This is a genomic window from Aidingimonas halophila (genome assembly GCF_900106955.1).
GTDB lineage: Bacteria > Pseudomonadota > Gammaproteobacteria > Pseudomonadales > Halomonadaceae > Aidingimonas > Aidingimonas halophila.
In genome coordinates, this window is the sequence record NZ_FNNI01000005.1 from 215996 (window position 1) to 242558 (window position 26563).

The window sequence follows — 26563 nt, forward strand, 5'->3', positions numbered from 1 at the left end:
AACGCCTAATGTACCATATGGCATGCGCGCCGGCATGGAGATGTCGTCGAACGTCACGATGAGGGTCCGTTGCTGCTTGAGAGCATCCATGACCGTGTGAGGGGGTGGCTGATGAGCGAACTGAGAACGACACTGGTGCAGTGTGACTTGCGTTGGGAGGATCCCGCCACCAATTGTCAGCGCCTGGCTGGACAGCTGGAAGATATCGACGCAAGTGAAACCGATCTTATCGTTCTACCTGAAATGTTTGCTACCGGTTTCACCATGAACTCACGCGAGATGGCGCAATCGGTGGACGATAGCGAACCACTGGCCTGGATGCAGAGCCAGGCCCGCCAACGGGGGTGTGTCGTTACTGGTAGCCTGGCGATCAAGGAGGGAGAGACATATTTCAATCGACTGATCTGGGCCCGGCCGGACGGAAGCCTCGCGCATTACGATAAACGCCATCTCTTCCGTATGGCCGGTGAACATGAGCGCTATGGGATGGGGAATGATCGTGTCATTGTCGAGCTCAAGGGGGTTCGATTGTTGCTGACGGTCTGCTATGACCTGCGCTTTCCGGTGTGGTTGCGTCAGCAACCTCGCGGTGATGACCATTTCGAATATGATGCGTTGCTGTGTGTTGCCAATTGGCCGGCTCCCAGAAGGCATCCCTGGCGGACATTGCTGCAGGCGCGAGCCATTGAAAATCTCTGTTATGTCATCGGTGTGAATCGTGTGGGGGCAGATGCCAAGGGGCTCAATTATGCGGGCGATTCGATGCTGATCGATTACAAGGGCGACCCATTGATCGACGAACCCTGCGATTCACCGTTCATCAAGACGGGGAGTCTAGATCGTGATGGGCTGGATCGTTTTCGTGACAAGTTTCCGGCCTGGATGGATGCCGACCGCTTTACCCTGGAGGTCTGATGCGATTGGACAAGTATCTTTGTGACACGGCGTCGCTGACGCGTAATCTCGCCAAACGGGCGATCCGACGTGAAGAAGTGCGGGTCGATGGCCATGTCACCCGGGATGCGGCGATGCAAGTGACCGAAGAGAATGACGTCGAATGGCTGGGGCAGCGCCTGGTACTTTCCGGTCCACGGTACCTGATGATGAACAAGCCGTCGGGGATCGAGTGTACGTCGCATTCGTCCCATTATCAGACCGTGTTCGAATTGATAGATCTGCCGAACGTGCAGCGTTTGCATTCCGCGGGACGTCTGGATGTCGATACGACCGGCCTGGTTTTTCTGACCGATGACGGGCAGTGGTCGCATCGGGTGACCTCTCCACGTCATGCCTGCAAGAAAGTGTATCTCGCCACGCTGGCCGATCCCCTGGAAGGGGAAGTGGCTGAAAAGGTGAAAAAGGCCTTTGCTGAAGGTGTACAGTTGAAGGGGGAGAACAGGGTCACCCGTCCTGCCAGTCTGGAGCTATTGTCTCCCGTGGACGCGCGGATAACGATTCAAGAGGGCAAGTATCATCAGGTACGGCGGATGTTTGCTGCTTTCGGTAACCATGTCGAAGCACTGCACCGGGAGTCGGTCGGGCCGGTGAGCCTGGATCCCGACCTTGCCCCCGGCGAGAGTCGAATGCTTCGACAAGCTGAAATTCTATCCTTTTGAAAAGCGTCGTCATGCGTCGATTTATACCGTTATCTACCCAAGGCCTGCTCATTTGATTGAAAGTTAAGCGGACCACGTCATCAAGTGTTGGCTGGTCGAGCAGCTTCGATGAGCGTTCGAGTATAGGGATGTGAAGGGGTATTGAGCACTTGCTCGCAGTCGCCTTTCTCGACGATTTCGCCATCTTTGAGCACGACGACACGGTGTGCCATGGCCCGGACAACACTCAGGTCGTGACTGATGAACAAATAGCTCAGACCGCGACGCACCTGCAGGTCACGAAGCAGTTCCACCAGATGTTTTTGAACCGTTCTGTCCAGGGCTGACGTCGGTTCATCGAGCACTATCAGCTCCGGCTCGAGAATGATAGCCCTGGCAATCGCGATTCGTTGGCGTTGACCTCCCGAAAACTCGTGGGGATAGCGTGCCGCACAGTCCGTAGGTAAGCCGACTTCACTCAGTGTGGTTCTGACACGACGTTCGACCTCCCGGTCATCAAGTTCCGGATGGTGGAAGCGCAACCCTTCACTGATGATGGCTGATACAGGCAGGCGTGGCGAAAGGGAGCCATAGGGGTCTTGAAAAACGATCTGGAAGCGGTTGCGGTGACGTCTCAATGCATTACCGGTGAGGGTGTCGAGCCGCTGGCCATCGAAATCGATTTCCCCTTGGCTGGGGACCAGGCGCAGCAAGGCCTGCGCCAGCGTTGTCTTCCCCGAGCCGGATTCACCGACAATGCCTAATGTTTCCCCTTTGGCGACATTCAGCGACAAGGGTTGAACGGCCACGAAGGGGGGCGGGCGTCGAGAAAACAGGCGCCGTGGACGTGAAAAGCTTACGCTGAATTGGCTGGCGCGCAGCAGAGTCGTGGCATGCGTGAGGCGTGCAGGTTTGCCGACAGGTTCGGCGTCAAGCAAGGTGCGCGTGTAATCGCTCGCTGGTGAGGTAAAGACCTGTGATACGGAGCCGGTTTCCTGAACCTTGCCGTGGTGCATGACGCATACTCGCTCGGCATGGCTTCGTACCAGATTGAGATCATGAGTGATGAACAGCATCCCCATTCCCTGTTGATCGCGCAGCTCCGCCAACAGCGTCAGTATCTCCTGTTGTACTGTGACATCCAGCGCCGTGGTCGGCTCATCGGCGATCAGCAGGTCAGGTTGATTGGCGATGGCCATGGCGATCATGACTCGCTGGCGCTGGCCGCCTGAGAGTTGATGCGGCCAGGCATCGAGTAGCTCGTCGGGGCGTGGTAGCTGTACACGCTCCAGAAGTTCTCGAGCGCGTTGTCTAGCCGCCTTGCCGCGCAGTCCCTGGTGGAGTCTCAATGATTCCCCGATCTGTTTGGCGACGGTATGCAGAGGATTGAGGGATGTCATGGGTTCCTGAAAGATGAATCCAACCCGTGACCCCAGCACATGTTGCCAGCCTTGCATGGAAAGACGGGCCAGATCGGTATCGCCTAACCAGCGTTCACCGGTAATCTTGGCGTTGGGTGGCAGCAGGTTCATGGCTCCCAGGGCACTGACGGATTTTCCCGATCCGGATTCGCCGACCAGAGCCAATGTCTCTCCACGGCCGATCTCCAGTGTCAGCCGGTCGACGACACGGCTGCCATCGAATTCGATCGATAGATCATCCATTCGCAGCAAGATGTCAGGACGCGCCATCGGTAGTCTCCCTGGGGGCAGTGGCTGCTGGTGAAGGAGCCGCTGCTTGGATATGACGTGGATCGAATGCATCACGCAGCCCTTCACCGATGAAAACGAGTAGTGAAAGCATGATGGAAAGGCTCAAAAAGGCAGTGATTCCCAACCAGGGAGCCTGCAGGTTGCTCTTGCCCTGTGCGACCAGTTCGCCGAGTGAGGGAGAACCGGGTGGCAGCCCGAAGCCGAGGAAATCGAGTGCTGTCAGTGTGGTGATGGCACCAGTGAAAATGAAGGGAATGAATGTCATGGTGGCAACCATGGCATTGGGTAGCACGTGACGCCACATGATCAACCGTGATGGCAATCCCAGGGCTTTAGCCGCTCGAACGTACTCCAGATTGCGTGCCCTGAGAAATTCCGCTCTTACGATATCGACCAGTCCCAGCCAGGAAAACAACAGCATGATACCCAGTAACCACCATAGATTGGGTTCGACGAGGCTGGAAAGAATGATCAGCAGGAAGAGCACTGGTAGGCCGGACCATATTTCGGTCAATCGTTGTCCGATCAGGTCGATTTTTCCACCGAAATAGCCCTGAATACCGCCAAAGACCACGCCCATGATCAATGAGCCTGCCGTCAACACCAGAGCAAAGATCACCGACAGGCGAAAGCCGTAGATGACGCGGGCAAGGACGTCACGGCCCTGGTCATCGGTACCGAGCCAGTGTTCACTTTCGGGCGGTGAAGGTGCCGGACGCCCCAGATCCATATCGAGCGTTTGGTAGGAATAGGGGATGATAGGCCACACGGCCCAGCCATCCGATTCGATCTGGTCGCGTACGAAAGGGTCATGGTAGTCGGCGGGTGTCGGTAGGAAACCGCCGAATTCGGTCTCGGGATAGTCGACCAGGACGGGGACGTACCATTGATCCTGATACTTCATGATCAGCGGCTTGTCATTGGCGATCAGTTCCGCACATAAGCTGACTAGGAACAGGAGCCCGAAAATCCATAGAGAGAGGTAGGCGCGCCGGTTGTGTCGGAATACCGACAGTCGCCGTTGCGTGATGGGAGAAAGTCGTGTGGTAAGAGACCGTAACATTGCCATCAGGACTCCCGGGTCTCGAAATCAATGCGTGGGTCGACCCAGACATAGGTCAGATCGGAGATCAATTTGAGTATCAGGCCAATCAGTGTGTAGATAAACAAGGTTCCGAAAATGACGGGATAATCCCGCTGCATTACGGCTTCAAAACCGAGCAGTCCCAAACCATCGAGTGAAAAGATGACCTCTATGAGCAAGGCGCCGGTGAAGAATATGCCGATCAGCGCGGAAGGCAACCCGGCGATGATGATCAGCATGGCGTTTCGGAAGACGTGCCCGTACAGTACCCGACGGTCGCCGGCTCCCTTGGCCCGAGCAGTAAGAACGTATTGTTTGTGAATCTCGTCGAGGAAGCTGTTCTTCGTCAGCATGGTCAGGGTGGCGAAACTACCGATGGCAGAGGCGAGTACCGGGAGCGTGATATGCCAGAAATAATCCTTGATCTTGCCAAATAGGGAGAGTTCATCGAAGTTCGGGGATGTCAGGCCACGAAGCGGGAACAGTTCCCAGTAGCTACCGCCGGCGAACAAGACGATCAGCAGGATCGCGAACAGAAACCCTGGGATCGCGTAACCGACGATGACGAGTCCGGAAGACCACACATCGAATCGTGAGCCATGGTGTAATGCCTTGCGAATCCCCAGAGGGATCGAAACGAAATAGACGAGAAGGGTGGTCCACAGTCCCAGGGAGATCGAGACGGGTAACCGGTCGATCATGAGGTCGAGCACATCGCGATTGCGAAAGAAACTCTCACCGAAATCGAAGCGGGCGTAATTGCCCACCATCGTGATGAAACGCTCATGGGCAGGCTGGTCGAAGCCGAACTGCTGTTCAAGCTGTTGAACGAAGCGTTCTTCGACACCTCTGGCTCCCCGAGATTCACTGGTGGCGATTGTATCGCCACCGCCACCCTCCAGACGCGTGCTCGACGCTCCCTGCATGCCTTCGAAGCGTGCGAGCATCTGATCGATAGGCCCGCCCGGTGCTGCTTGCACGATAATGAAATTGAGCAGCAGAATGCCCAACAGGGTGGGGATCATCAGCAATAGACGACGAACTACATAAGTGCCCACGGTGACTCCTGAGCCTGATCGTTATTCATTACGCTGGCGTTCTCGCACGGCGCGTTCCCGCTCGGGATCGATCCACCAAGCATCCATGTCTCGCTGGTACTCCGGAAAGGGTTCGGGCCACTCGAACTTGTCCCACATGGCGATTCGGGTCCCTGACATATGCCACTGGGGGATGACATAGAACCCCCAGCGCAGCACGCGATCAAGCGCGCGGGCCGCCGTATCGAGCGCCTCGCGGGAATCGGCACGGATCAATTGTTCGACCAGCGTATCGATCACCGGGTCGCGAAGTCCTATCAGATTGCGGCTTCGCGGCCTGTCTGCATAGGGTGTCGTCCAGAACTCGCGCTGTTCATTGCCGGGATTGGCTGATTGCGGGAAGCTGCCGACGATCATGTCGAAATCGAAATTGCTCAAGCGGTTCAGGTATTGGTTGACGTCGACCAGGCGGATATTGCCCTGTATGCCCAAGCGCTCGAGATTATGCAACAGCGGTTGGGTCACGCGCTCGAACTGACTGTCGTAGAGCAGGACTTCCAGTCGCAATGGCCTGCCGTTTTCGGTATCGACAAGCACGCCATCGCGGACTTCGTAGCCGGCATCAAGGAGTAACTCGTAAGCCTTTTTCAGTCGTTCTCGACGATCCTCCGGATGATCGATGGGTAATGGTTCGTCAAAGACCTCGTCCGGCAACTCATCGCGATGAGGCTCCAGAAGTGCCAGTTCTTCCTCGGACGGCATGCCTTCGGCAGCCATTTCCGAGTTTTCGAAGAAGCTGTGTGTCTGTTCATAGGCCCCGTAGAAGAGATTGTCATTGAGCCAGGGAAAATTGAATGCCAGATTCAGGGCCTCGCGAACGCGACGATCCTGAAATGTCTCGCGACGAAGGTTCATGACGTACGCCTGCATTCCGGCCGGTTGCCCGTCAGGGATGATCAGGCGTTCTATGTAACCGTCTTCGGCAGCAGGAAAATCGTAAGCGGTCGCCCAAAGCCGGGCACTGGTTTCCTGGCGCATATCGAGATTGCCGGCCTTGAATGCTTCCAGTGCAACGGTCTGGTCCCGGTAATAATCATAGATCAGGCGGTCGATATTATAGCGTCCCTGATTGACGGCCAGATCTCGCCCCCAATAATCCTCGACCCGACGGTAAGTGATTCGACGACCGGGATCGATTTCGTCGATACGGTAAGGACCCGAGCCCAGGAGGGGATCAAGCGTTGAGCGGTTGAACTCCCTGTCTTTCCAGAAATGCTCGGGAAGAATAGGCATCTGCCCGAGTATCAGAGGCAATTCGCGAGAGTTTTCCTCGGCGAATTCGAAACGAACCGTGTGATCGTCCATGGCTTTGGCATCGGTCACATCAGCATAGTAAGAGGCATAGAATGGTTGACCTTTTTCAACGAGCGTTTCAAGGCTGAAAACGACATCGTCCGCTGTCAGGGGTTCGCCATCATGGAAATGCGCTTCGGAACGTAAATCGAACTCCATCCAGCGACGATCAGGATCCAGGCGGATACCTTCTGCCACCAGGCCATACATGGAGAAGGGTTCGTCAGGGTTGGCGACCAGCAGGGTGTCATAGGTCTGGGTAAGCCCGGAGGCAGAGGTGCCGCTAGTGATAAATGGGTTGGTCGAGTCGAAACTGCCTGTCGCGGCACGACGGAGAGTGCCGCCTTTCGGTGCGTCAGGGTTGACATGCGGAAAGTGATCGAAATCCTCGGACAGGGCCGGTTCGTCATAAAGCGAGAGACCGTGAACCGTTTCAACGTCTTCCGCAGGGTCCGCAAGAAGCGATGCGGGTAGCAACCACGGAATGACGATGAATAGCAAGGCGTATCTTGATGGTGAGTTGACCGACATGAGTGGATCCTGACTGTGATTCCGAAGAGACGGAGTCGTTCCATGTTGCAGCGATGTCGGACGCCGATGACGTGTCTCCTGGTCACGCGCCTTACCGCTCTGGCTAAGGTGTCAGCGAGAGCGGCACTTGTAAACGGCGGTGGTTAGCGTTTTATCAACTGTCGGTGTGAGGACGCTCTGCTTGGTCGTCTGAAGACTGGGCCAGTGTCGTTGTCGAGTCGGGAATCTGCAGTGTCTGTCCGACCTGGAGAGTGTTGTCGTTTAATGAATTAGCCGCGCGAAGCTCGTTGACGGTTGTACCATGCTGATTGGCAATGGCCGATAGGCTGTCACCCTGCTGGACGTGATAGGTGTCGCCGCCGCTACTATTGGATGCTGTCATGGTGTCGCCGTTGTTCAGCGATGCCTGCAGTTCTTCCTGCTTGCCGGCGGGCACTAGCAGAGCTGTCGTTACATTCGGATCGAGCCGTCCATGCACCAGCGCCGGGTTCAACTCTTCCAACCGAGTACGGGTGGTGCCGGCGAGTTCGGCCGCCTTGTCAAGACTGATCGGGCGATCGACCTCGACCTCGGCGAACGCTGCGGAGTCATCGATCTCCGGTAGCGCGACATCGTAATGCTCGGGATCGTCGATGATGGCGGCGAGTGCCAACAGCTTCGGCACATAGTTCATGGTCTCACGCGGTAGCTGGAGGTCCCAGTAATCCCCCGACTCCCCACGATGGCGGGCCGCCTCTCGTGCCTGGTTGACGGTTCCCGATCCAGCATTGTAGGCAGCCAACGACAATTCGATATCACCGTCGTACCAGCGATCGGCCTGTTCCTCCAGATAATCCAGGGCGGCATCGGTGGAGGCGACGACGTCGAGCCTGCCGTCATAACCATTGGTACGCGACAATCCGAGGGCGTCGCTGGTTCCGGGCATGAACTGCCACAGGCCGGTAGCCCCACCGGGATTGCGTGCCGTCGGATCAAATGAACTCTCGACAAAGGGAACGAGAGCAAGCTCGCCCGGCATGTCACGCTCTTCCAGTTGCTGAATGATCCACGATAGCCAGGGACGGGCCCGCTCAGTGATCTCGGCAATGTTCTCCGGGCTGGCGCGATAGTGGTCGATCCATTCTTGAACACGTTGATGGTCGACATCGCGTTGCCATTGAAAGTTGTCACGCAAGCGAGCCCAGGCATCTTCGTGAACGGCGGGCTCCAGCTCCAGGGCATCCCAGAAATGGGTGTCCTGCACCATGGCCGATGAACTGCGATAGGCAGAGTCATCGGTCCGAGCACGATTCTCGGCGTGGGCTCCGGCGGCAGAAATGAGGATGCTGCACAGTAACGCGCTGCCTGCCAAACCAAGTGTGAAACGACGCGTCGTTCGGTAAGTCATGAGTGTCTCCGGGCGCTTTATGGCGTCCATCAATAAGTCTGTCTTGGATCAGGTCAGAAGCGGTCTTTCCAGGCGCGAAGCGTGGTGAAGGTGGCCAGTGTACTATCCGCGTCACCTTGGGTGGCGGCTTGTTGGCGCACGGTGTCCTGCTGGGTACGCAAGAATGGGTTGATCAATGCTTCGCGTCCCATGGTCGATGGCAGTGTCGGTCGATCGAGGTCGCGTAAGCGTTGGCACTCACTGGCGTAGTCATCGATGTTCGGATTATCCGGTTCAACGGCCTTGGCAAAGCGCAGATTGGCCAGTGTGTATTCATGCCCGGCGAAAATCAGAGTGTCGTCGGGCAAGTCGGCTAATTTATTCAGGGATGCGAACATCTGTTCAGGACTGCCTTCGAATAGCCGTCCACATCCAGCAGAAAAGAGGCTGTCACCAGCGAACAGCAGAGGAGGGACACCGGCTGCAAAATAGGCAATATGATCCAGTGTATGGCCTGGAACGTCGATCACCTGAAACTGACGTCCCATGACCAGGCATTCGTCACCCTCACCGAGATGCTCGTCGATCCCCTTGATATCAGGATTGGCCGGGCCATAGACACGAGGGCGATAACGTTGCACGAGATCGGCCAATCCGCCTGTATGATCATGGTGATGGTGCGTGATGAGAATGCTGTCGAGCTGCAGCGCTTCACGCTCGAGATAGTCGATCACCGGCGAGGCGTCTCCCGGGTCGACGACGGCAACTCGTGAGGTGGTATCCTGGCGTAACACCCAGATATAGTTATCATTGAGGGCTGGAATCGGTGTCACACTGAGCATGGCGATACTGTCCTCGGTTTGATCGAGATTAATGACTTAACCAATCAGGCAGCTCCCGTTATAGTCATGCAACAGCCGCTGCCATGAGAGACATGACGCTCGAACTGCTGCCATAATGACTGTAACTTGATCGAATCATAAACTGTGAGACTTTGGAGGCTCTGGCCTAGTGTGTCAAATTCGGATATGACGATATCTCTGGCGCAAATGGTTCGTGACGGCCGTCGTTACTGGGCTTCAACCGATGGTCAGGCCCACTGGCAAGCAGAACGTGCCTGTCTTGGGCCGGTATGTGAAAGCCTGCATGGCCTTCATCGTCTGGAATTGAGCATGGCACCGCCGCTGTCGGACATGTGTCCGATACGCCATGCCATGGAGTGGTCACCGACCGTTGAGCTCGCCAAAGGACCCTCGACCCTGGTATGTCCCCCTGACCAACTTCCGCTACCGGATGAAAGCATACAGTTGGTCGTGGTCCATCATCTATTCGAGATCGTTCCCAACCCTCACCATGTGCTTCAGGAGGCGGCTCGTGTGACTGCAGACAGTGGCCGCCTGGTCATATTCGGATGGGGGCCCATGGGGTTGAGTGGATTGTCTCGTGCGCTGCCGCGTCGGCGGCGGCATATGCCATGGAATGGTCACTGGCGCACTCCCGGACGTCTGCGCGACTGGCTGGCATTTGTCGATTTCGAAATCGAGCGCGTAGACTACTGCGGTTTTCATTGGCCGGGTAGCGTGCCCCGCAACGCCTGGTTGGAGTCACTGGGGCGACGTCACAATCTGCCTTTGGGCGATACGTTCATGATTCGCGCCAAACGACGTTCTCAATCGATCCAGGCGCAACCGTCGCGTATGCCGTTGGCAGTCCCTCTGAACCAACCGACATTGGGTCATGCGACCCGAATGATTCGACAATCAGACCTCAAGGTGGAAAGTGAACGAGTCGCCTGAGCCCGACACCCGACTACCGCACGTGATTATCTATACCGATGGCGCATGCCGTGGAAATCCTGGTCCCGGAGGTTGGGGGGCTTGGCTGCAAAGCGGAGATCATGACAAGGCCCTCAATGGTTACGAGCCGGATACGACCAATAATCGCATGGAGCTGAAAGCCGCCATCATGGCGCTCAGGGCACTCAAGCGACCTTGCCATGTCGAGTTGTGGACCGATTCCGAATACTTGCGAAAAGGGATGACCCAATGGCTTCCCAACTGGCAGCGACGTAACTGGAAGACAGCATCGCGCCAGCCGGTCAAGAATGCCGAACTATGGCGCGAACTTCTGGATGAAACCCGCCGTCATCGGATCGACTGGCATTGGGTCAAGGGCCACAACGGGCATCCAGGTAACGAACAGGCCGATGCACTGGCTAACCAGGCTATCGATGATGCGCTGGCTTGAGGGGCGGCGCGGGAAACATCAGACACTGCGATATAAGAGGACGCTATGCGTCAGGTCATTCTGGATACGGAAACGACGGGTATCGATCCGCGTGAAGGACACCGGTTGATCGAAATCGGGGGCGTCGAAATGATCAATCGACGCTTCACCGGGCGAACCTATCATCAATTCATCAACCCTGAGCGTGAGATCGAGGCCGAAGCCATTGAAGTGCATGGCATCACCAACGAACGTGTTGCCGACGAGCCGGTTTTTGCCGAGGTCGCCGACGCGTTCTGGGAATTCATCAAGGGCGCGGAGTTGGTCATTCACAACGCTCCCTTCGATGTCGGCTTTATCGATCATGAATTTGAAAAACTGAACGCGGTGAGGGGCGAGCCTCTTCTCGGTCCTGTTGCCAAACACTGCGGCGTGCTTGATACCTTGACGATGGCTCGTGAAAAGCACCCAGGGCAAAGAAACAGTCTCGACGCTCTCTGCAAGCGTTATGACATCGATAATGGCCATCGCGTTCTGCATGGTGCCTTGCTCGATGCGGAAATCCTGGCGGATGTCTATCTGGCAATGACAGGGGGGCAGACCGCTCTTTCACTGGATGCCGAAGCGACGGCGACAGTGAATGCATCAGGGCAGCAGCAATCGATGACTCAGGGAATCCGCCGCCTTGACGAACAACGACCGCGGCTCTCGGTTCGTCTTCCGGATGAAACGGAGCGTCAGGCGCATGAAGCCAAGCTGCAGGGGATTCGTGAGTCTGCCGGGCAATGTCTTTGGGATAGCCTGGAACAATACGTCGATGACGATACGGTAACGAGGCATTGATGTTTCGCCGCGATATGCCGTCGCTGGGGGTCTCGGCTGGACGAACGATTCATGTGGCTGCCGGCAACGTCAAACCGGCAGATGATGACGGATTCTTGCAGCCCGCTGGTCCGTGGCCGGATCATGCCGTGCCTCTCGGCTTCTGGCACGATGAACCGGTAGCCGTGGTCGTTGAGGAGGCGGCGGCGGGAGCGAACTGGCCGGAAGGGCGCACTTGGCTCGCCCGTTTGCCAGCGTCTCGGTTTGCCCTGTTATCGACGGCGCTACAGGTGGCCAGCTGGCGGCGAAATCATCGGTATTGTGGCCGTTGCGGTTCAATCACGACTCAAGTGCCCGGCGAGTTCGCGATGCACTGTTCGTCGTGCGGTCACCGCAATTATCCACGGATTTCCCCGTGTATCATTACACTGGTAACGCACGGGGATGAATTATTACTGGCTCGCAGCCCACGTTTTCCTCCTGGACGATATTCCACGCTGGCGGGTTTCATCGAGCCGGGGGAAGATGCCGAGGGTGCCGTTCGCCGAGAAGTGCATGAAGAAGTGGGGCTCAGCCTCGGCCGGATTCGCTATTTCCGCAGTCAGGCGTGGCCGTTTCCTCACTCATTGATGCTGGGGTTTTATGCGGAGGCGGCGAGTCGTCGGATCATGATCGACCACGAGGAGATCATTGATGCTGCCTGGTTTTCTCCAGGACACTTGCCACAGTTACCCCCGCCTTATTCCATCTCGCGGGCCCTCATCGAAACTCACCTCAAGGGAGTGGCAAGGCGCTGATTACTCATGCTTGGGAAACAGGCTTGTCAGGCGAGTCGCTAGCATGACATTGCCGCTGGCTTTGAGTTTGCCCGTCATGAAAGCGTTCATGCCATTGATGTCACCACTCATGATGCCTTTCAAGGTATCGGTACTCATGGATAGTGTCACTGAGGGATCCTCGTGCTCCCCTTGCAGTACATCCAAGGTGCCGTCACGAATAACCAGGTAGTAATCATCTGCATCACTGAAACAGAACTGAAAGATATTATTCATGCCTTGTGCTGCACCGGCATCGAAGCGTTGCTGGAGTTTATCGATGATAGGTTGATTCATGGGGATGGCCTTGTGATGTTCCTTACGTGATTTCAGCGTATTTAAAACGTTCGTTTAAATCAAGTCGCATCTGTATCATAAGCAGCATGCAGGCGCATAATGCGGTTATTTGTGTTGAGCTGGCAAGGAGTCGAGAGTGAATGAATGGTTGAATGATTTTGCGATGTTTCTCGCCCAGATACTTACGCTGTTAGTGGCGCTGGTGGTGGCGATCGCGCTGGTGACGCGCTCCCGGTCGATGCAGGGAGGAGAGAAATCGCGCTTGCGAGTCGAGGATTTGAACCAGCGTTATCGTAAGCGCTACCGTCAACTCCGTTTGTCCGGTCTGACGTCGAAAGCTCGTAAGTCGATGATCAAGGCCTTCCGCAAAGAGGACAAGCTGTCGGTCCGCAGGCGCTCCGAGGAGTCGGCCGATAGCCGTGTCTGGGTGTTGGATTTTCATGGCGATTTGAAAGCATCGGCAACATCCCGATTGTCCCAGGAGGTATCGACGCTGCTGGGAATCGCTGGTGAGGGGGACGAGGTCGTGTTGAGGTTGGAATCTGCCGGTGGCCTGGTCCATGCCTATGGCCAGGCAGCGGCAGAATTTGATCGTCTAAGGGAGTCGGGCATCCATACCACAGTGTGCGTCGATAAAGTGGCGGCTAGCGGTGGTTACCTCATGGCTTGCTGTGCCGAAAGGTTGATCGTGGCACCGTTTGCCGTTCTCGGCTCGATCGGCGTGGTTGCCCAGCTTCCGAACGTGCATCGCCTGCTCAAGCGCCATGATATCGATGTCGAGGTCATGACTGCCGGCCGATATAAACGGACGTTGACAGTGTTGGGCGAAAATACTGATGAGGGACGTGAGAAGTTCCGTGGCGACCTCCAACACATCCATGATCTGTTCAAACAGTATGTCGGTCAGCGCCGCCCTGGACTCGATATTGATTCAGTGGCGACCGGGGAAGTCTGGTATGGCACCGATGCGGTGGAAAACGGCTTGGCTGATGCTGTAAAGACCAGTGAAGCGTATTTATTGGAACGGATGCAGCAGGCCAAAGTCATGACACTGCAGTTGGAAACGCGGAAGGGTGTTGCTGCTCGAATGGGTCTCGCTCTGGAGCAAGGTGTGGAACGAGGGGTTCAGCGTGCTATTGAAGCAGTGGATGCGACCCGCTGGTTGAAGCGTTGAGGCCCCTTACTGTGCTGCATAAAGATCCGACAACGCCGAGATGATGTGATGCGCCTGTTCGCCATGGAGGGAGTAGTAGATCGTCTGCGATGCACGTCGTGTCGTGACGATGCTCTCCCGGCGGAGAATGGCGAGATGTTGTGAAAGTGCCGATTGGCTAAGGCTGAGCTTGGCATTGAGCTCCGAGACTGAGAGTTCCTGTCCGGCGAGAAGACAGAGGATGCGGAGCCTATTTTCATTGGCCATGGCTTTAAGCAGGTTGGTGGCGTCATGGAAGGCGGGCTCCCCGGCATCAAGCAGCTGTACGGCTGGTTGGTGTGTATTCATGGATATTCTCCTGGAACATCAAGCCATGCGGTCCGTCTGTGAATGTCATTTACCGGCATGTTTCACACCGTTTGTTATCATTCTCCTACTATACTGATTTAGTAAATCTTTAAGCGCCTTGCCAGCCCTGATTAACCAATGAGTTAACGGTGAATCAATGAAGCGTTGTTGCTGGTTTGCATCGCTCAGTGAAGCAAGATCCTTGGGTCTCGAGAAATCCGTCACGCACTCGTGGCTCGTGCCGTCTCGCCAAGATGGGTATAATGTTCCCTTCCGGGTCGTCGCCAGCATGATGGTGGTTTGACGAATGAAATGAGGGTTCCCTCACCCCTCGGTGCAAAAAGGTGTTCAATGTTTTCACTCACTCCGTTGCAAACCCGCCGCCTGGTGGCGCTGTTGGTCGCTTTCCATATTCTTGTCATTGCGGCTAGCAACTATCTGGTACAGTTGCCGTTTACTCTGTTTGGCTGGCATACGACCTGGGGAGCGTTCAGTTTCCCTTTCATCTTTCTCGCCACGGATCTGACGGTACGTTTGTTCGGAAAGGGGCCGGCACGCACGATCATCGCTCGTGTCATGTTGCCGGCGCTTGTCATTTCTTATGTCGTGTCTGTCGTGTTCCCGCAAGGTGGTTTCGCTGGTTGGCAGGCATTGGGAGACTGGAATCTTTTCGTGGCGCGCATTGCTCTAGCCAGTTTCATGGCCTATGTATTGGGGCAATTGCTGGATATCCATGTGTTCGATCGCCTGAGACGGCAGCGGGCCTGGTGGGTGGCGCCTGCCGTTTCCACGATTTTTGGAAATCTGGCTGATACCGTCGCCTTTTTTGCCATCGCCTTCCATCAAAGCCCGGATGCTTTCATGGCAGCCCACTGGCCGGAAATTGCCACGATTGATTATGTCATCAAGCTATTGATCAGCATGGTATTCTTTCTGCCACTTTATGGATTGTTGCTTGGCGGTCTGAGTCGTTGGCTGGTTCGTTGGACTGGACAGCAGGATCAAGCTCCCGTTGTCGAGCAAACCAACTAGGTGTTTAGGCAATATGTCCAGTTTGGTGATGGGTTTATCGTACCACTGTCTGCAAGGAATGAGATCATATGCCATTGGAGTTACATGCCGTTGATAGCGGGGCACCCACAAGTGATGGTGAATCGACACGGTTACCGTTATTGATTGTTCATGGGTTGATGGGAAGTGTCGATAACTGGCGGTCACACATCAAACAATGGCAAGTCGAGCGTCGTGTCGTGGCAGTTGATCTTCGGAATCACGGGCGCTCACCTCATGTCAGTGGTATGCACTACGATGATATGGCGCATGACGTGTTGGCGGTTCTGGATCGTTTGGAGATCGGTCGTTGTCATGTTCTTGGACATTCCATGGGTGGCAAGGTGGCGATGACGCTGGCCAGGCGTCATCCTGAACGCGTTGCGTCACTGATGGTGGCGGATATCGCTCCGGTCACCTATCAGCACGGACACGATACGGTTTTTGCAGCGATGCGACACGTGGAAAACCATGCGCCGACTGATCGACGTGGAGTGGATCGTTTGATGGCCGATTTCATCACTGAAAAAGCGACGCGACTGTTTCTGGCCACCAATCTGGTCCGTGATGACGAAGGTGTCATGCGTTGGCGCATCGGCCTGGATGAGATTGAAACGGATTATGACAACATCCGCATTGGGCCAGGCGGTGACGGGCACTATCTGGGGCCCAGCTTGTTACTGAGGGGGGTCCAATCAGACTACGCCAGCGATGAGATGCTGCCCCAGGTCAGGGAAGTGATGCCTCACGTCCAGGTTGTCACTCTGGACGCGGGTCATTGGCTGCATGCTGAGCAGCCTGAAGCCTTCCAGGCCGCGGTCAATGATTTTCTGGCTGCTATCGAAGCATGATCCCTCTCATGAATTGAGGTCTACAGCGAGTCGTCCGACGGGATGCTTCTCCCGAGAGTTGTTGCGTTCGTGTAGAAATTGTTCGAAATGTCGGTATCGCCTTGCATTGAGTGCGGAAGGCCTCAAGGCCATTCGTCTCAACGTTTCGGGCCACGCATTCTGGTTGGCTTCGCTGTCCAGTCCAGGCTCTTTGGCTACCATGAGCTCCCAGGCCTCGTCGGGATGATTGACCATCCAGAGTGTTGCCTCCTCGATAGCGACGAGGAGTCGTTGGAAATTGCCCCGCTGTGACTCCAGTCGGTCTCTGTTGGCCATGAGGATCAGGCCATCGTGGCGTGGTACTCCATATTCCTCGGCCAGGAACTGTCGTGTGGGAATGCCTTCCTGGTTCAATTGATAAGGGACGGTATGACGAGCATTGCCGACAATGGCATCGACCTCTTCAGTGGCCAGTGATTGTTGGAGCGAAAAATTGACGTTTTCGGGATCGATATCGTTGAGGTGGAGACCGTGATGGCCCAACATGGTATCGAGAATGGGATCGAGATTATCCTCCATACTGTATCCGACCGTTTTTCCCGCCAGCTCAGAGATTGATTCAATCTCGCTGTCACTTCGCACCAATACACTGGCAAGTGGTGTTGCGATGAGCGTACCGATCCGAACGACAGGGGCGCCATCATCAACCAATCGATGCAATTCGGGCTGGCGGCTCAGCGCAAGATCGACGCGTGATGCGGCGAGTAGTTTGGCCGGTACCGATGCGTCAGCTGGTGAGATCAGCTTGACGTCGAGCCCCTCCCGATCGAAATATCCACGCTCCTCGGCTACCAGTAATGCAGCATGCTGTGGACTTGGATACCAGTCGAGCATGATGCGTATCTGCTGCAAGGGTGGGGGCGCAATCGGTTCCGGGTCGCGCAGCGTCACGGAAGGGGTATCTTCCTCAGTGTTCTGAGCAGATTCGGACAGGATGGAAAGGGCGGCATCGACGTCGACCAATGGCACGAGCAGTGGCAGTGAATTGGTTGTGTTCTCTGCGGTGTCTTCTTCCTGCGAAGAGGTATCCTGGGCAATAGCCGGTTGTATCAGTATCAAAAACACGAAAAGCATGAAAAATCGCTTCAGGCATGGCAATCCCGAGCGACGTGTCAGTAAGGTCATGGAGATCCTCATCAGCATACGGCAGTGGAGCAGTTTATCCTTTGGCTCAAGGTGGTGACCAGCCGATCTTTAAACGGCCGGGACTTGGCATCGCCGCATGAATCGTGACATGAGATACTGATGATTTGGGTGGTTACTGGATAGCAATGGACAGCATCAACAGTATTTTCCTTCTTAGTGGCGCCCTTATTGCGCTCAGCATTCTTGCCAGCCGCCTGTCTTCGCTGGTCGGGGTGCCTTTGCTGGTCATCTTCCTCTTGTTGGGAATGTTGACCGGTGAAGACGGTGTATTAGGGATTCAGTTCGATGATTACCCTCTCGCGTTTCTGATCGGCCACCTGGCGCTAGCCATGATCCTCTTGGATGGTGGTTTGCGCACCCGCCTCAAGACATTTCGCGTGGGGTTCAAGCCGGCTCTGGTACTGGCGACGTTCGGTGTATTTATTACCAGTGGCATTGTCGGCCTCGTGGCGATGTGGGTGTTCAACTTGTCATTGACTCAAGGCATGCTGGTTGGCGCCATCGTTGGCTCTACCGACGCTGCGGCGGTGTTTTCGATGCTCAGTGGCCGCGGGGTCAACCTGAATGAGCGGGTCGGGGCGACTCTGGAGATTGAATCCGGTACGAACGATCCCATGGCGATCTTCCTGACGATCACTCTGGTGGAAATCCTGGTCGGTGACATCGGCGGGATTGTCGAGACCATGACTTTTCTGGTGACCCAGTTCGGGCTGGGTATCGTGGTCGGGCTTGGCGCTGGATGGTTGATTGCGCGGTTACTGCGGTTCTTGGATCTGGCCCCGGGGCTTTACTCACTTTTGGCGTTGGCGCTGGGCTTTTGTGTGTTTGGTGTAACCAGTGTACTTGGCGGTAGCGGCTTTCTGGCGATCTACCTCACTGGTTTGATGATTGGTAACCAGCCGGGACGCCACCTCAATTTTATTCTGCCGGTGCATGATGGTCTGGCATGGTTGAGTCAGATCGGACTGTTCCTGGTCCTCGGGTTGCTTGTCAGTCCTAGCCAGATGGTCGAATATCTGGGGCCGGCATTGGTCGTCGGCCTGGTACTGATTTTCGTGGCCAGACCATTGGCAGTGGTGTTAGCCATCAAGCCGTTCTTCAAGTTCCGGTGGCGGGAGACCGGTTTCATTGCCTGGGTAGGTCTGCGTGGTGCCGTTCCTATCGTACTGGCCATTTTCCCGGTTATTGGTGGGGTCGAGAATGCGGCATTGTATTTCAATGTCGCGTTCGCGGTCGTGTTGCTTTCGTTAGTCATCCAGGGCGGCACATTGTCACCGATGGCGCGCTGGATGAAAGTCGAAGTGCCCACCGGCACGACGCCTGAACGCCGGGGTGCACTGGGTGTGCTGCCGGAGAATGACTACGAAATGTTTGTTTATCATGTTGAAAACGATCATCTCGACGACGTGCCGATTCGTTTGTTGCGTTTCCCATCCGGTGCATTGATTTCCGCGCTGTTTCGCCAGCATGCCATGCTTCACCCAAAGGGGAGCACGCGCTTGCGCCTGGGGGATGTCGTATGCGTCATTGGTCGGACCGATGATTTGCCTGCATTGAATCGACTATTCAATGGCGAAGCCAGGCTCAAGCGTGAACGTGCCTTCTTTGGCACCTTTTCACTCGCCGGCGATGCGCTGATGCGAGACGTGGCCGATGCCTACGGTCTGACACTGAGTCCCGGGGAGCAGGAAATGACGTTGGGAGAATTCATTTCGCTGCGAGTTGGAGGGCATCCCGTCGTCGGGGACGATATTGGCTGGCATGGTATCCACTGGGTCGTCAGCGAGATGGAAGGCAACAAAATCACCCGTGTTGGCTTGCGCCTGTATCAATAGACCACGAGCGATAACATCTTGATAGCAAACCGACCATTGACGATAGCAGAGAAGCTGGTATGATTGCTCGCCGTGAGCCGGAGGGATGGCAGAGCGGTTGAATGCACCGGTCTTGAAAACCGGCGAGGGTTAGCGCCCTCCCAGGGTTCGAATCCCTGTCCCTCCGCCACTCACTACCAGAATATCGAGAGGCATCAGCTACTTGGCTGATGCCTTTTTTCTTTTCAGGTGGTCCTCCAGCGATTCTACAACCCTTTCCGGTGTTCCAATGTCACGAGAATGTGAGTGGAGCTTCGATACAGCGGCGTGGGTACGGCCTGGTTCCTAATATCGTGGAATACAGGTGCGTCGCAAATGGGGTATGCCTTGAAGAGGGTTTGGACGTCTTGGCCGTGATGGAGGCATACTGATCCAGCAGACGCTTTCCACGGAAACCAGCAATCTATGACTGATGGAATGACGCATCGAGTAGCGGAAAACAATACGATGGGTCGGGATTTCGTCGTGGGCGATCTCCACGGACAGTATGGCTTGCTGATGGAAGCACTGGACCGTGTGGCCTTTGACAAATCCCGGGATCGGCTTTTCTGTGTGGGGGATTTGATCGATAGGGGGGATGAAAGCTATCACTGCCTGTCGTTAGCATTCGAACCCTGGTTTCATGCGGTACGTGGGAACCACGAGATGCTTGCTTACCGCGCTCTTGTCGAAGAGAAGGGGGCGGATTATTTCTTGTGGCTCGAAAACGGGGGAACATGGGTTTTCAAGCAGGACAAGCAACATCTCAGGCAAGTGCTCGCTCAGGCCTTGCAGTGCCTACCCTATGCATGTGAAGTGCCTGTCGGTAACAGCCGGGTCGGGATCGTTCATGCCGAGCCCCCAGCAGACTGGAGTGACGTTGAAAGCGAGGATGAGGCTCAGCAACGGATGATGGTATGGGGGCGATCACGGATCGAACGGCAGGATCAAACCCCTGTCCAAGGAATTGATGTGGTGATCGTTGGCCACACTATTGTCAAGAGTCCCGTCTGGCTGGGAAATGTGCTATATATCGACACAGGCGCTTTCCTGACAGGAAGATTAACACTCCTGCCTCTCGACGACGTGATCCATCGGCGTGTAGGGTGAGCGCTGATCAGACGATGGGCGTAAATGGCCAGGGGGCTTGCCTTGTCAGACAGTTGACGGCATTCTTGGCTCATAGGCATGTGAACTATATAGGAGCATCGATCGATGGCCTACGATAATACGCAGGTGACACAACATCAGACAGGCGCAGTCAGTGCCAATAAGGTGTTGCGCAACACCTATGCGTTATTGGCAATGACATTGCTGTTTTCCGCTGTCACGGCTGGTGCCGCTATGGCAATGGGAATCGAACGAATGAACATACTGGTGTTCTTCGTCGGTGCCTACGGGTTGATGTTTCTGGTGCATAAGACGGCTAACTCGGCAACCGGCCTGTTGGCCACGTTTGCCTTTACCGGTTTCATGGGCTTCACCCTGGGGCCGATTCTCAGCGCTTATTTGACACTACCCAACGGGCCGGCGTTGATCATGAACGCCTTGGCCATGACGGGCGCCACTTTCATTGGCTTGTCGGCTGTCGCATTGATCACCAAGAAGGATTTCAGCTTTCTGGCTAATTTCCTGGTGGCTGGCGCGATCGTGTTGATTCTGGCCATGGTGGCAGCGTTGATTTTCAATATTCCGACTCTGTCGCTGGCCGTATCCGCCGGATTCGTCCTGTTCTCTTCGGCGGCGATTCTGTATCAGACCAGTGAGATTGTTCACCGCGCTGGTGAAACCAACTACATCCTGGCAACGATCACACTCTATGTGTCGATCTATAATCTGTTCGTAAGCTTGCTGTCCCTGTTGGGGATCATGAACAGCGAGTGAACCGAGCGGCTCGTTCGTGAATCTCCCTCTGGCCCCGTCGACATGGCGGGGCCAGTTTGTGACAGCAGCGATCGTCCTGTACGCAGAGCAGAGGGTAGGACCTGGAGGATGATGAATGCGTTATGCGCTTTTGGTGCAGGGGAGTCCTTATAGTAATCAAGCCTCCCACTCGGCACTGCGTTTCTCTCATGGGCTGATAGCAAGAGGCCATCAGTTGGCGACTGTCTTCTTCTATCACGATGGTGTATATAATGCGGCTCGCTTGGCATTACCTCCTCAGGATGAACCTCATCTGGTCGATGAGTGGCGTGAACTGCATGTCCGTCAGAGTACGGAGTTACTTGTATGCATCGCCTCTGGACTGCGTCGCGGCATTGTCGACGAGCAAGAAGCATCACGCCATGGAAAGACGGGACATAGCCTGGAGGCACCGTTCGAATTGACCGGTTTAGGCCAATTGATCGATGCGGGATTGACGCATGACCGGTTGGTGACTTTTGCCCCGTGAGATGTTGCCTTACAGTATCTTCGGCAGGTTCTCTTCATGAATGATATCGCTTTCAATCGCCTGCTTGTCGTCTTGCGTCATGGGCCGCACGGCAGTAGTTGGCTACGTGAAGGTCTGGAAGTCGCGCTGGTGGGCGCTGCTTTGGGGCAGGATGTATCGTTGTTGTTCTATGGTGAAGGGGTCACGGCACTGCTGAAGGAACAGCAGGTTGGGCCGCTGGCGCAAAAGGGTACCCAGCCGATGCTGGAAATGCTCCCCATGTATGATATCGAGTCGTTATGGGTAGATGCCGAGGCACTGGCGACATATGATCTGACACTCGATGAATTGGTGGTCCCGGCCAAGGAAGTGGGGCGCCATGAGGTATCGGACCTCTTTCAGCGGCATCGGTTGGTACTCAATTTCTAGTATTGGGTGACGTACTTTTCATGATCTTGCACACACTCAATCGGTCTCCAGCGACCAGTCGTGTTTATCAGCAAACACTGGACGCGATGGCTAGCGAAGATCGCCTTCTCTTGATTGAAGATGGTGTTCAAGGGGCATTGCCATCACTGAGTCCGCTTTTTGGTGAATTGTCAGGCAGGCTGTATGTCCTCCAGGAAGATGTGATATCGCGTGGGTTGGAAGAACGGTGTGACCCAAGTATCCATGTGGTGAATGTCGATGGTTTTGTGCTTCTTACTGAAGAAGCGGATAAGATAGTGAGTTGGTTCTGATGCCGTCTTCAGAAATATACCGTTATCTTGATGTGGGCAGAAACAAAGTGCCACTAGATACCGAAAGCTATCTCATTCACCTCAACGACTGGACCCCCGCAGTTGCACAAGCCATGGCTGCTGAGGAGGGGCGTGAGTTGACTGACTTACATTGGGAAGTCATCGAGGTGTTGCGCGATTTCTATCACCGTTTCGAAATGGCTCCATCAATGCGACCGCTGGTCAAAGCCATGACACAAACCTATGGCCCTGAAAAGGGAAAGTCGATTTATCTAATGCGATTATTTCCGGATAGTCCGGCCAAGGTGGGCGCTCGGATAGCAGGGCTACCCAAGCCGGCGAATTGTCTCTAGGGGGCCTCGATTTTCATGGATGACCAATGAATTTCCTAGCCCATGCTTGGTTGTCCCAGGCAGGCAACGACGACTTTCTGTATGGCAACCTGATCGCTGATGGCGTCAAAGGGGCCGATCTAAGTGCGTGGCCCGATGATATTGCTCGTGGGATAAAGCATCACCGACATGTCGATGCCCATGTCGATGCCCATTCACAAGTCAGAACTGCACGCCAACGCGCTCCCTCAGGACAACGTCGCTATGCAGGCATTGCCTTGGACCTGTTATGGGATCATTTCCTGGCCCGACAGGAAGTCGGTTCTCGAAGACACCAGGAACTGACGGCTCGCTGTTATCAATTGCTGGAATCTCGCTCCGCCCCCATGCGTTTGGCTCGGATGGTTCCGCTCATGGTCGATCAGGATTGGTTAACCGCCTATGCCGATTTCGACTTCACTTGTCGTGCTATTGCTGGACTCGGCCAACGTCTGTCGGGGCCCAACCATCTTGCTCGTCTGACAACCTGGTTGGACGATGATTATTTTGGGCTTGAGAAAGACTTCAATATCATGTGGCCTGACCTCGTGTCTTGCTTGGGAACCATATCAGCCTTCGACCAGCCATAAACATTCGACACTATCCCCTTCATTGATTCGGCTGTGTTCGGGGATCACGGCAAGGGCATTGGCCTGCACGCAGGAAGAGAGTACAGCGGAATTCTGATCCGCTGCGGCGTGAGCGACTGGCCCTTGCGCGGTAAATGAGAGGGTAACGCGCATATAGTGTCGACGAATTTGCGTCTGTTCGGTAAAGGCTGCCCGTGCCGGGATCGATGGCAATCTTGATAGAGTCGGACAACCGAGTAGCGCCCCGATCAATGGACGAAGGTAAATCCAGGCTCCCACATAACCGGATACCGGATTGCCTGGCAACCCGACGAATCGGGATTCACCATTATGCGTTGGAAGACGTCCGAGGGCGAGCGGTTTACCTGGCTTCATGGCGAGTTGCCAGAGATCGAGCTGGCCTAATTGTTCGAGCGCTTGCTTGACGTGATCCTCCTCTCCGACGCTAACGCCGCCGGTCGTGACCACGACATCGGCCGTTTCCGCCGCTTGTCGCAATAGTCGGGACGTTTCCTTGAACGCATCGGGAACATCCGCCGTCATCGTAATGTGTGCTCCGAAGCGCTCAAGAAGGCGTTTCAGCATGGGACGATTGGAGTTGTAAATCTGCCCTGGGGCCAACGGCTTTCCCGGTGAAACGATTTCATCGCCGGTGGAAAGCAGTGCCACTCGAGGCGCCTTGGTGACAGTAACGGACGTGATGCCCTGACCGGCCAACTGTCCAAGCGCCGCAGCCTCGAGTTTCGTGCCTTTTGACAATAGGCGATCACCGACCCTGACATCCCGACCCTGCCGGCGAATATTGTCGCCCGGTTCGATATCGATACCGAGAGAGTCAGCGACAGTAATGTGGCCATTGTCATTGGAGGAGACCTTTTCCTGCATGATGACCGTATCGGCACCAGGAGGAATTTCACCACCGGTGAAAATTCGAGCACAGGTTCCTGGTGTCAGCGCTGTTGCCGGTTGTCCTGCCGCAATTCGCTGGGAGATCGGCAGCGGGCGAGTTATCTCCGCATGGCGCAAAGCATAGCCATCCATGGCGCTATTATCGAAGCCAGGAACGTCCAGACGGGCCGAAATGTCTTCTGCCAGGACGCGTCCTGCGGCATCTACACAATCGATATGTTCACCGTCCAGTGTCTCAATGCCTCTGAGAAGGGCATCAAGAGCATCCTCAACCGACGTTAGAGGATTAACCGCCATGGGTACCTCGCTCAGGAATGACCAGGTTGGCGAAATTGCAGGGCTGATGGCTCCCATCCAGCTGCTCATGCAATATCCCGTCCCAGGCGGTACGGCAGGCGCCACTCGAGCCAGGTAGACAGAAGATGGCCGTTGCATTGGCCAAGCCGCCAAGACAGCGGCTTTGAACCGTAGAGCTACCGACATCCTGATACGACAATTGCCTGAATAGCTCCCCGAAACCGTCAATCGGCTTGTCGAACAGCACGCTTACGGCTTCCGGGGTGGAATCCCTGCCGGTAAAACCGGTACCGCCGGTCGTGAGTATGATCTGAATGGCTGGATCAGCAATCCAGGCAGCGACCTTGGCTCTAATACGGTAGACGTCATCGATGACGATCTGCTTGTCCATCAATTCATGTCCGGCCTCAGTGAGTCGCTTCTGTAATAGATGCCCGCTGCGATCAGTGTCTTCCGTTCGTGTATCGGAAATCGTCAGAATGGCGCACCGCAACGCTACGAAGCCTGCTTGGCTCATGCCTGCTCCTCGTTCCGCTGCTCACGGGCTTGCATGGCGTCGAGTTGTTCCTGTGTCGCGGGCTGCTGGTACTTGGCTTTCCAGTCGGGATAGGGCATACCGTAGACATATTCCCGCGCTGTTTCGTAATCGAGATCCAATTCGCGTGTTTCAGCTGCTGCTACCAGCCACTTGGAGAGGCAGTTACGACAGAACCCGGCCAGATTCATCAGGTCGATGTTCTGGACATCCTTGTTCTCGTCCAGGTGCTCGAGAAGTCGACGGAAAGCGGCAGCTTCCAGTTCAACGCGAGTATTTTCATCCAGGTGTTTCATACAGGACTCCTCACGGGATCGTGAGTGGGTGATAACTTTGAGTTGTCTGTGACAAGCATAACAAAAGACACCGCCCGTTGGCGGTGTCCATGAGTGGGTTTTCGGTCTAACTTGGTCTATCTGGTGCAGGATTGTCCGGCGGATGTCGCTGGGCATCGTCGGAGGCCAGTTCCGTTTCATCTCGGGCCTGATCCTTGACCTCTTCGTACCAGAGATTGTGATGCTCTTTGGCCCAGGTTTCATCGACATACCCTGTCGCCATGCCTTCGATAGAGCCTTCGGTACCTAGCGTACCGATATAGATATGGCCAAAGGCCACGGCAGTCAGACCCAGAGCCAGAACCGCATGGATAATATTGGCCCATTGCATGGTATCCCGCGTCTGACCGTAGTTGGGAAAGTCGAGAACAAGGCCACTGGCAATAACCAAGAGGCCGGCGGTCGCCAAAAGCCAGTACCAGACCTTCTCCCCGCCATTCGCGAAGCCGGCGTCTGCATGCCCTTTGCCGATCAGGCCGCCGCCTTTCTTGAACCAGACCCAATCGTGTTTCTTGGGCAGGTTGTGCTTCAGGAATTTAGCCAGGATGATGATCAGGAGGATACCGAATACCGGTCCCAAATAGTTATGAAGCAATTTGGAGCCAGAGATCATCGATGCCCAAAAGGCATCTCCGAGCAATGGTTTGAAGACGAACTTGCCATACAGCAGATTCAAGCCGGTCAAGGCCAGGATGATGAACAATGTCGCCACGGACCAGTGAAGAGAGCGGTCTAGCACCGACCATCGAAGCAATTTGCGTCCTGTTCTGGGCTCTTCCAGTTCCTTGCGTCCGAAGATGAAGTAGAAGAGGGCGATCATGGCCAGCATTCCGCCAAGGACGATCAAGCCGTAGGGAGAAACCCAACGATTACGCCACTGTCGCCAGGTCTCACCGCTGGCATTGACCAGGTTATAGGTGGACTCTGCCCGAGTGTCGCGATAATTGGCATCAGTTTCCCCGCTCCGGACCTGCCGCCAGATATCGGCATCGACAGCCGGCACGGCGAAGCCGGCTTCCTTGTCGGGGTCGGACTGGGCAATCGTCGGTTGGCTTAGTGCCAAGCCGATTAACAGCATGGCAAGTAATGAGATTCGCCACAGTAGCGCATGAGGGGCGGACACGGTCATGGTATGGC

At 55.4% G+C, this 26563-nt stretch carries 30 protein-coding genes and 1 tRNA gene; 18 read left to right on the forward strand and 13 right to left on the reverse strand.

Features of this window, described 5'->3' with window-relative positions; all coding sequences use genetic code 11:
• Positions 1-111: 111 nt before the first annotated feature.
• Together BLW01_RS11060 and rsuA are read left to right on the forward strand one after the other, a co-directional pair.
• Entirely contained in the window at positions 112-915 is an 804-nt protein-coding gene (locus BLW01_RS11060) for an amidohydrolase (RefSeq protein WP_092569646.1), read from the forward strand.
• Entirely contained in the window at positions 915-1616 is a 702-nt protein-coding gene (gene rsuA / locus BLW01_RS11065) for a 16S rRNA pseudouridine(516) synthase RsuA (RefSeq protein ID WP_092569648.1), read from the forward strand. The genes BLW01_RS11060 and rsuA overlap by 1 nt, the downstream gene beginning before the upstream one ends.
• Positions 1617-1696: 80 nt before the next feature.
• Here rsuA and BLW01_RS11070 read toward each other — a convergent pair whose 3' ends face one another.
• From BLW01_RS11070 to gloB, 6 genes are all read right to left on the reverse strand, one after another.
• Positions 1697-3286, reverse strand: a complete 1590-nt coding sequence (locus tag BLW01_RS11070) for an ABC transporter ATP-binding protein (RefSeq protein WP_092569650.1) — start codon at positions 3284-3286, stop codon at positions 1697-1699.
• Positions 3273-4376: an ABC transporter permease gene (locus BLW01_RS11075; RefSeq protein WP_373294104.1), complete on the reverse strand. Its 1104-nt coding sequence runs from the start codon at positions 4374-4376 to the stop codon at positions 3273-3275. The genes BLW01_RS11070 and BLW01_RS11075 overlap by 14 nt, the downstream gene beginning before the upstream one ends.
• A complete protein-coding gene (locus tag BLW01_RS11080) occupies positions 4376-5416 on the reverse strand; it encodes a microcin C ABC transporter permease YejB (protein WP_373294132.1) in 1041 nt (346 codons plus the stop codon). The genes BLW01_RS11075 and BLW01_RS11080 overlap by 1 nt, the downstream gene beginning before the upstream one ends.
• 54 nt (positions 5417-5470) lie before the next feature.
• Positions 5471-7312: an extracellular solute-binding protein gene (locus BLW01_RS11085; protein ID WP_092569654.1), complete on the reverse strand. Its 1842-nt coding sequence runs from the start codon at positions 7310-7312 to the stop codon at positions 5471-5473.
• A gap of 154 nt (positions 7313-7466) precedes the next feature.
• Positions 7467-8699 (reverse strand): transglycosylase SLT domain-containing protein, encoded by a 1233-nt coding sequence (locus BLW01_RS11090; RefSeq protein ID WP_092569655.1) that lies wholly within the window; start codon positions 8697-8699, stop codon positions 7467-7469.
• Positions 8700-8752: 53 nt separating this feature from the next.
• A complete protein-coding gene (gene gloB, locus BLW01_RS11095) occupies positions 8753-9520 on the reverse strand; it encodes a hydroxyacylglutathione hydrolase (protein WP_092569657.1) in 768 nt (255 codons plus the stop codon).
• A 186-nt stretch (positions 9521-9706) separates the two neighbouring features.
• Between gloB and BLW01_RS11100 the strand changes: the two genes are divergently transcribed.
• From BLW01_RS11100 to nudC, 4 genes are read left to right on the forward strand one after another with little or no spacing between them, the layout of a single operon-like run.
• On the forward strand, positions 9707-10474 hold the full coding sequence (locus BLW01_RS11100; RefSeq protein ID WP_092569659.1) for a methyltransferase domain-containing protein: 768 nt from the start codon (positions 9707-9709) through the stop codon (positions 10472-10474).
• Complete coding sequence (gene rnhA / locus BLW01_RS11105) at positions 10458-10925, forward strand: ribonuclease HI (RefSeq protein WP_092569661.1); 468 nt, start codon at positions 10458-10460, stop codon at positions 10923-10925. Before BLW01_RS11100 ends, rnhA begins: the two co-directional genes overlap by 17 nt.
• Positions 10926-10970: 45 nt before the next feature.
• Positions 10971-11747 carry a DNA polymerase III subunit epsilon gene (gene dnaQ, locus BLW01_RS11110; protein ID WP_092569663.1) on the forward strand — a complete coding sequence of 259 codons (777 nt, stop codon included), beginning with the start codon at positions 10971-10973 and terminating at the stop codon, positions 11745-11747.
• The gene (gene nudC, locus BLW01_RS11115; RefSeq protein ID WP_092569665.1) at positions 11747-12523 is read left to right on the forward strand and encodes an NAD(+) diphosphatase; all 777 of its coding nucleotides are present in this window, start codon (positions 11747-11749) and stop codon (positions 12521-12523) included. Before dnaQ ends, nudC begins: the two co-directional genes overlap by 1 nt.
• Here the strand turns inward: nudC and BLW01_RS11120 are convergent, their stop codons facing one another.
• Positions 12524-12838, reverse strand: a complete 315-nt coding sequence (locus BLW01_RS11120; protein ID WP_092569667.1) for an SCP2 sterol-binding domain-containing protein — start codon at positions 12836-12838, stop codon at positions 12524-12526.
• A 136-nt stretch (positions 12839-12974) separates the two neighbouring features.
• On the opposite strand from BLW01_RS11120, the gene sohB reads away from it, so the two are divergent.
• Entirely contained in the window at positions 12975-14012 is a 1038-nt protein-coding gene (gene sohB, locus BLW01_RS11125) for a protease SohB (protein WP_092569669.1), read from the forward strand.
• Between the two features lie 6 nt (positions 14013-14018).
• On the opposite strand, the gene BLW01_RS11130 is transcribed toward sohB, so the two are convergent.
• On the reverse strand, positions 14019-14339 hold the full coding sequence (locus tag BLW01_RS11130) for an ArsR/SmtB family transcription factor (protein ID WP_175529821.1): 321 nt from the start codon (positions 14337-14339) through the stop codon (positions 14019-14021).
• 351 nt (positions 14340-14690) lie between these two features.
• Between BLW01_RS11130 and BLW01_RS11135 the strand changes: the two genes are divergently transcribed.
• The gene (locus BLW01_RS11135; protein WP_092569673.1) at positions 14691-15371 is read left to right on the forward strand and encodes a 7-cyano-7-deazaguanine/7-aminomethyl-7-deazaguanine transporter; all 681 of its coding nucleotides are present in this window, start codon (positions 14691-14693) and stop codon (positions 15369-15371) included.
• 68 nt (positions 15372-15439) lie between these two features.
• Positions 15440-16240, forward strand: a complete 801-nt coding sequence (locus tag BLW01_RS11140; RefSeq protein ID WP_092569675.1) for an alpha/beta fold hydrolase — start codon at positions 15440-15442, stop codon at positions 16238-16240.
• Between the two features lie 6 nt (positions 16241-16246).
• On the opposite strand, the gene BLW01_RS11145 is transcribed toward BLW01_RS11140, so the two are convergent.
• On the reverse strand, positions 16247-17404 hold the full coding sequence (locus BLW01_RS11145) for an ABC transporter substrate-binding protein (protein ID WP_175529822.1): 1158 nt from the start codon (positions 17402-17404) through the stop codon (positions 16247-16249).
• 146 nt (positions 17405-17550) lie between these two features.
• Here BLW01_RS11145 and BLW01_RS11150 point away from each other — a divergent pair, with 146 nt between their 5' ends.
• From BLW01_RS11150 to BLW01_RS11190, 9 genes are all read left to right on the forward strand, one after another.
• Entirely contained in the window at positions 17551-19260 is a 1710-nt protein-coding gene (locus tag BLW01_RS11150; protein WP_092569679.1) for a potassium/proton antiporter, read from the forward strand.
• 79 nt (positions 19261-19339) lie between these two features.
• A tRNA-Ser gene (locus BLW01_RS11155) sits at positions 19340-19429 on the forward strand.
• A gap of 287 nt (positions 19430-19716) precedes the next feature.
• Positions 19717-20388 carry a metallophosphoesterase gene (locus tag BLW01_RS11160; protein ID WP_092569985.1) on the forward strand — a complete coding sequence of 224 codons (672 nt, stop codon included), beginning with the start codon at positions 19717-19719 and terminating at the stop codon, positions 20386-20388.
• A gap of 105 nt (positions 20389-20493) precedes the next feature.
• Positions 20494-21162: a Bax inhibitor-1/YccA family protein gene (locus tag BLW01_RS11165; protein WP_092569681.1), complete on the forward strand. Its 669-nt coding sequence runs from the start codon at positions 20494-20496 to the stop codon at positions 21160-21162.
• A 115-nt stretch (positions 21163-21277) separates the two neighbouring features.
• Positions 21278-21670, forward strand: coding sequence for a sulfurtransferase complex subunit TusD (tusD, locus tag BLW01_RS11170; RefSeq protein ID WP_092569683.1), 393 nt, complete (start codon positions 21278-21280; stop codon positions 21668-21670).
• A 36-nt stretch (positions 21671-21706) separates the two neighbouring features.
• Complete coding sequence (gene tusC, locus BLW01_RS11175; protein WP_092569685.1) at positions 21707-22078, forward strand: sulfurtransferase complex subunit TusC; 372 nt, start codon at positions 21707-21709, stop codon at positions 22076-22078.
• Positions 22079-22098: 20 nt separating this feature from the next.
• Positions 22099-22389, forward strand: coding sequence for a sulfurtransferase complex subunit TusB (gene tusB / locus BLW01_RS11180; RefSeq protein ID WP_092569687.1), 291 nt, complete (start codon positions 22099-22101; stop codon positions 22387-22389).
• On the forward strand, positions 22389-22742 hold the full coding sequence (locus BLW01_RS11185) for a TusE/DsrC/DsvC family sulfur relay protein (protein ID WP_092569689.1): 354 nt from the start codon (positions 22389-22391) through the stop codon (positions 22740-22742). The genes tusB and BLW01_RS11185 overlap by 1 nt, the downstream gene beginning before the upstream one ends.
• A gap of 26 nt (positions 22743-22768) precedes the next feature.
• Positions 22769-23350 (forward strand): acyl carrier protein phosphodiesterase, encoded by a 582-nt coding sequence (locus BLW01_RS11190; RefSeq protein ID WP_092569691.1) that lies wholly within the window; start codon positions 22769-22771, stop codon positions 23348-23350.
• Here the strand turns inward: BLW01_RS11190 and BLW01_RS11195 are convergent.
• The 4 genes from BLW01_RS11195 to BLW01_RS11210 all read right to left on the reverse strand — a co-directional run bounded on the left by BLW01_RS11195 (position 23330) and on the right by BLW01_RS11210 (position 26555).
• The gene (locus BLW01_RS11195; protein ID WP_092569693.1) at positions 23330-24556 is read right to left on the reverse strand and encodes a molybdopterin molybdotransferase MoeA; all 1227 of its coding nucleotides are present in this window, start codon (positions 24554-24556) and stop codon (positions 23330-23332) included. The two genes, BLW01_RS11190 and BLW01_RS11195, sit on opposite strands and share 21 nt — an antisense overlap.
• Positions 24546-25073, reverse strand: coding sequence for a molybdenum cofactor biosynthesis protein B (gene moaB / locus BLW01_RS11200; RefSeq protein ID WP_092569695.1), 528 nt, complete (start codon positions 25071-25073; stop codon positions 24546-24548). Before moaB ends, BLW01_RS11195 begins: the two co-directional genes overlap by 11 nt.
• A complete protein-coding gene (locus BLW01_RS11205; protein ID WP_092569697.1) occupies positions 25070-25387 on the reverse strand; it encodes a DUF1244 domain-containing protein in 318 nt (105 codons plus the stop codon). Before BLW01_RS11205 ends, moaB begins: the two co-directional genes overlap by 4 nt.
• Before the next feature lie 106 nt (positions 25388-25493).
• Positions 25494-26555: a formate dehydrogenase subunit gamma gene (locus tag BLW01_RS11210; protein ID WP_092569699.1), complete on the reverse strand. Its 1062-nt coding sequence runs from the start codon at positions 26553-26555 to the stop codon at positions 25494-25496.
• Positions 26556-26563: the final 8 nt, after the last annotated feature.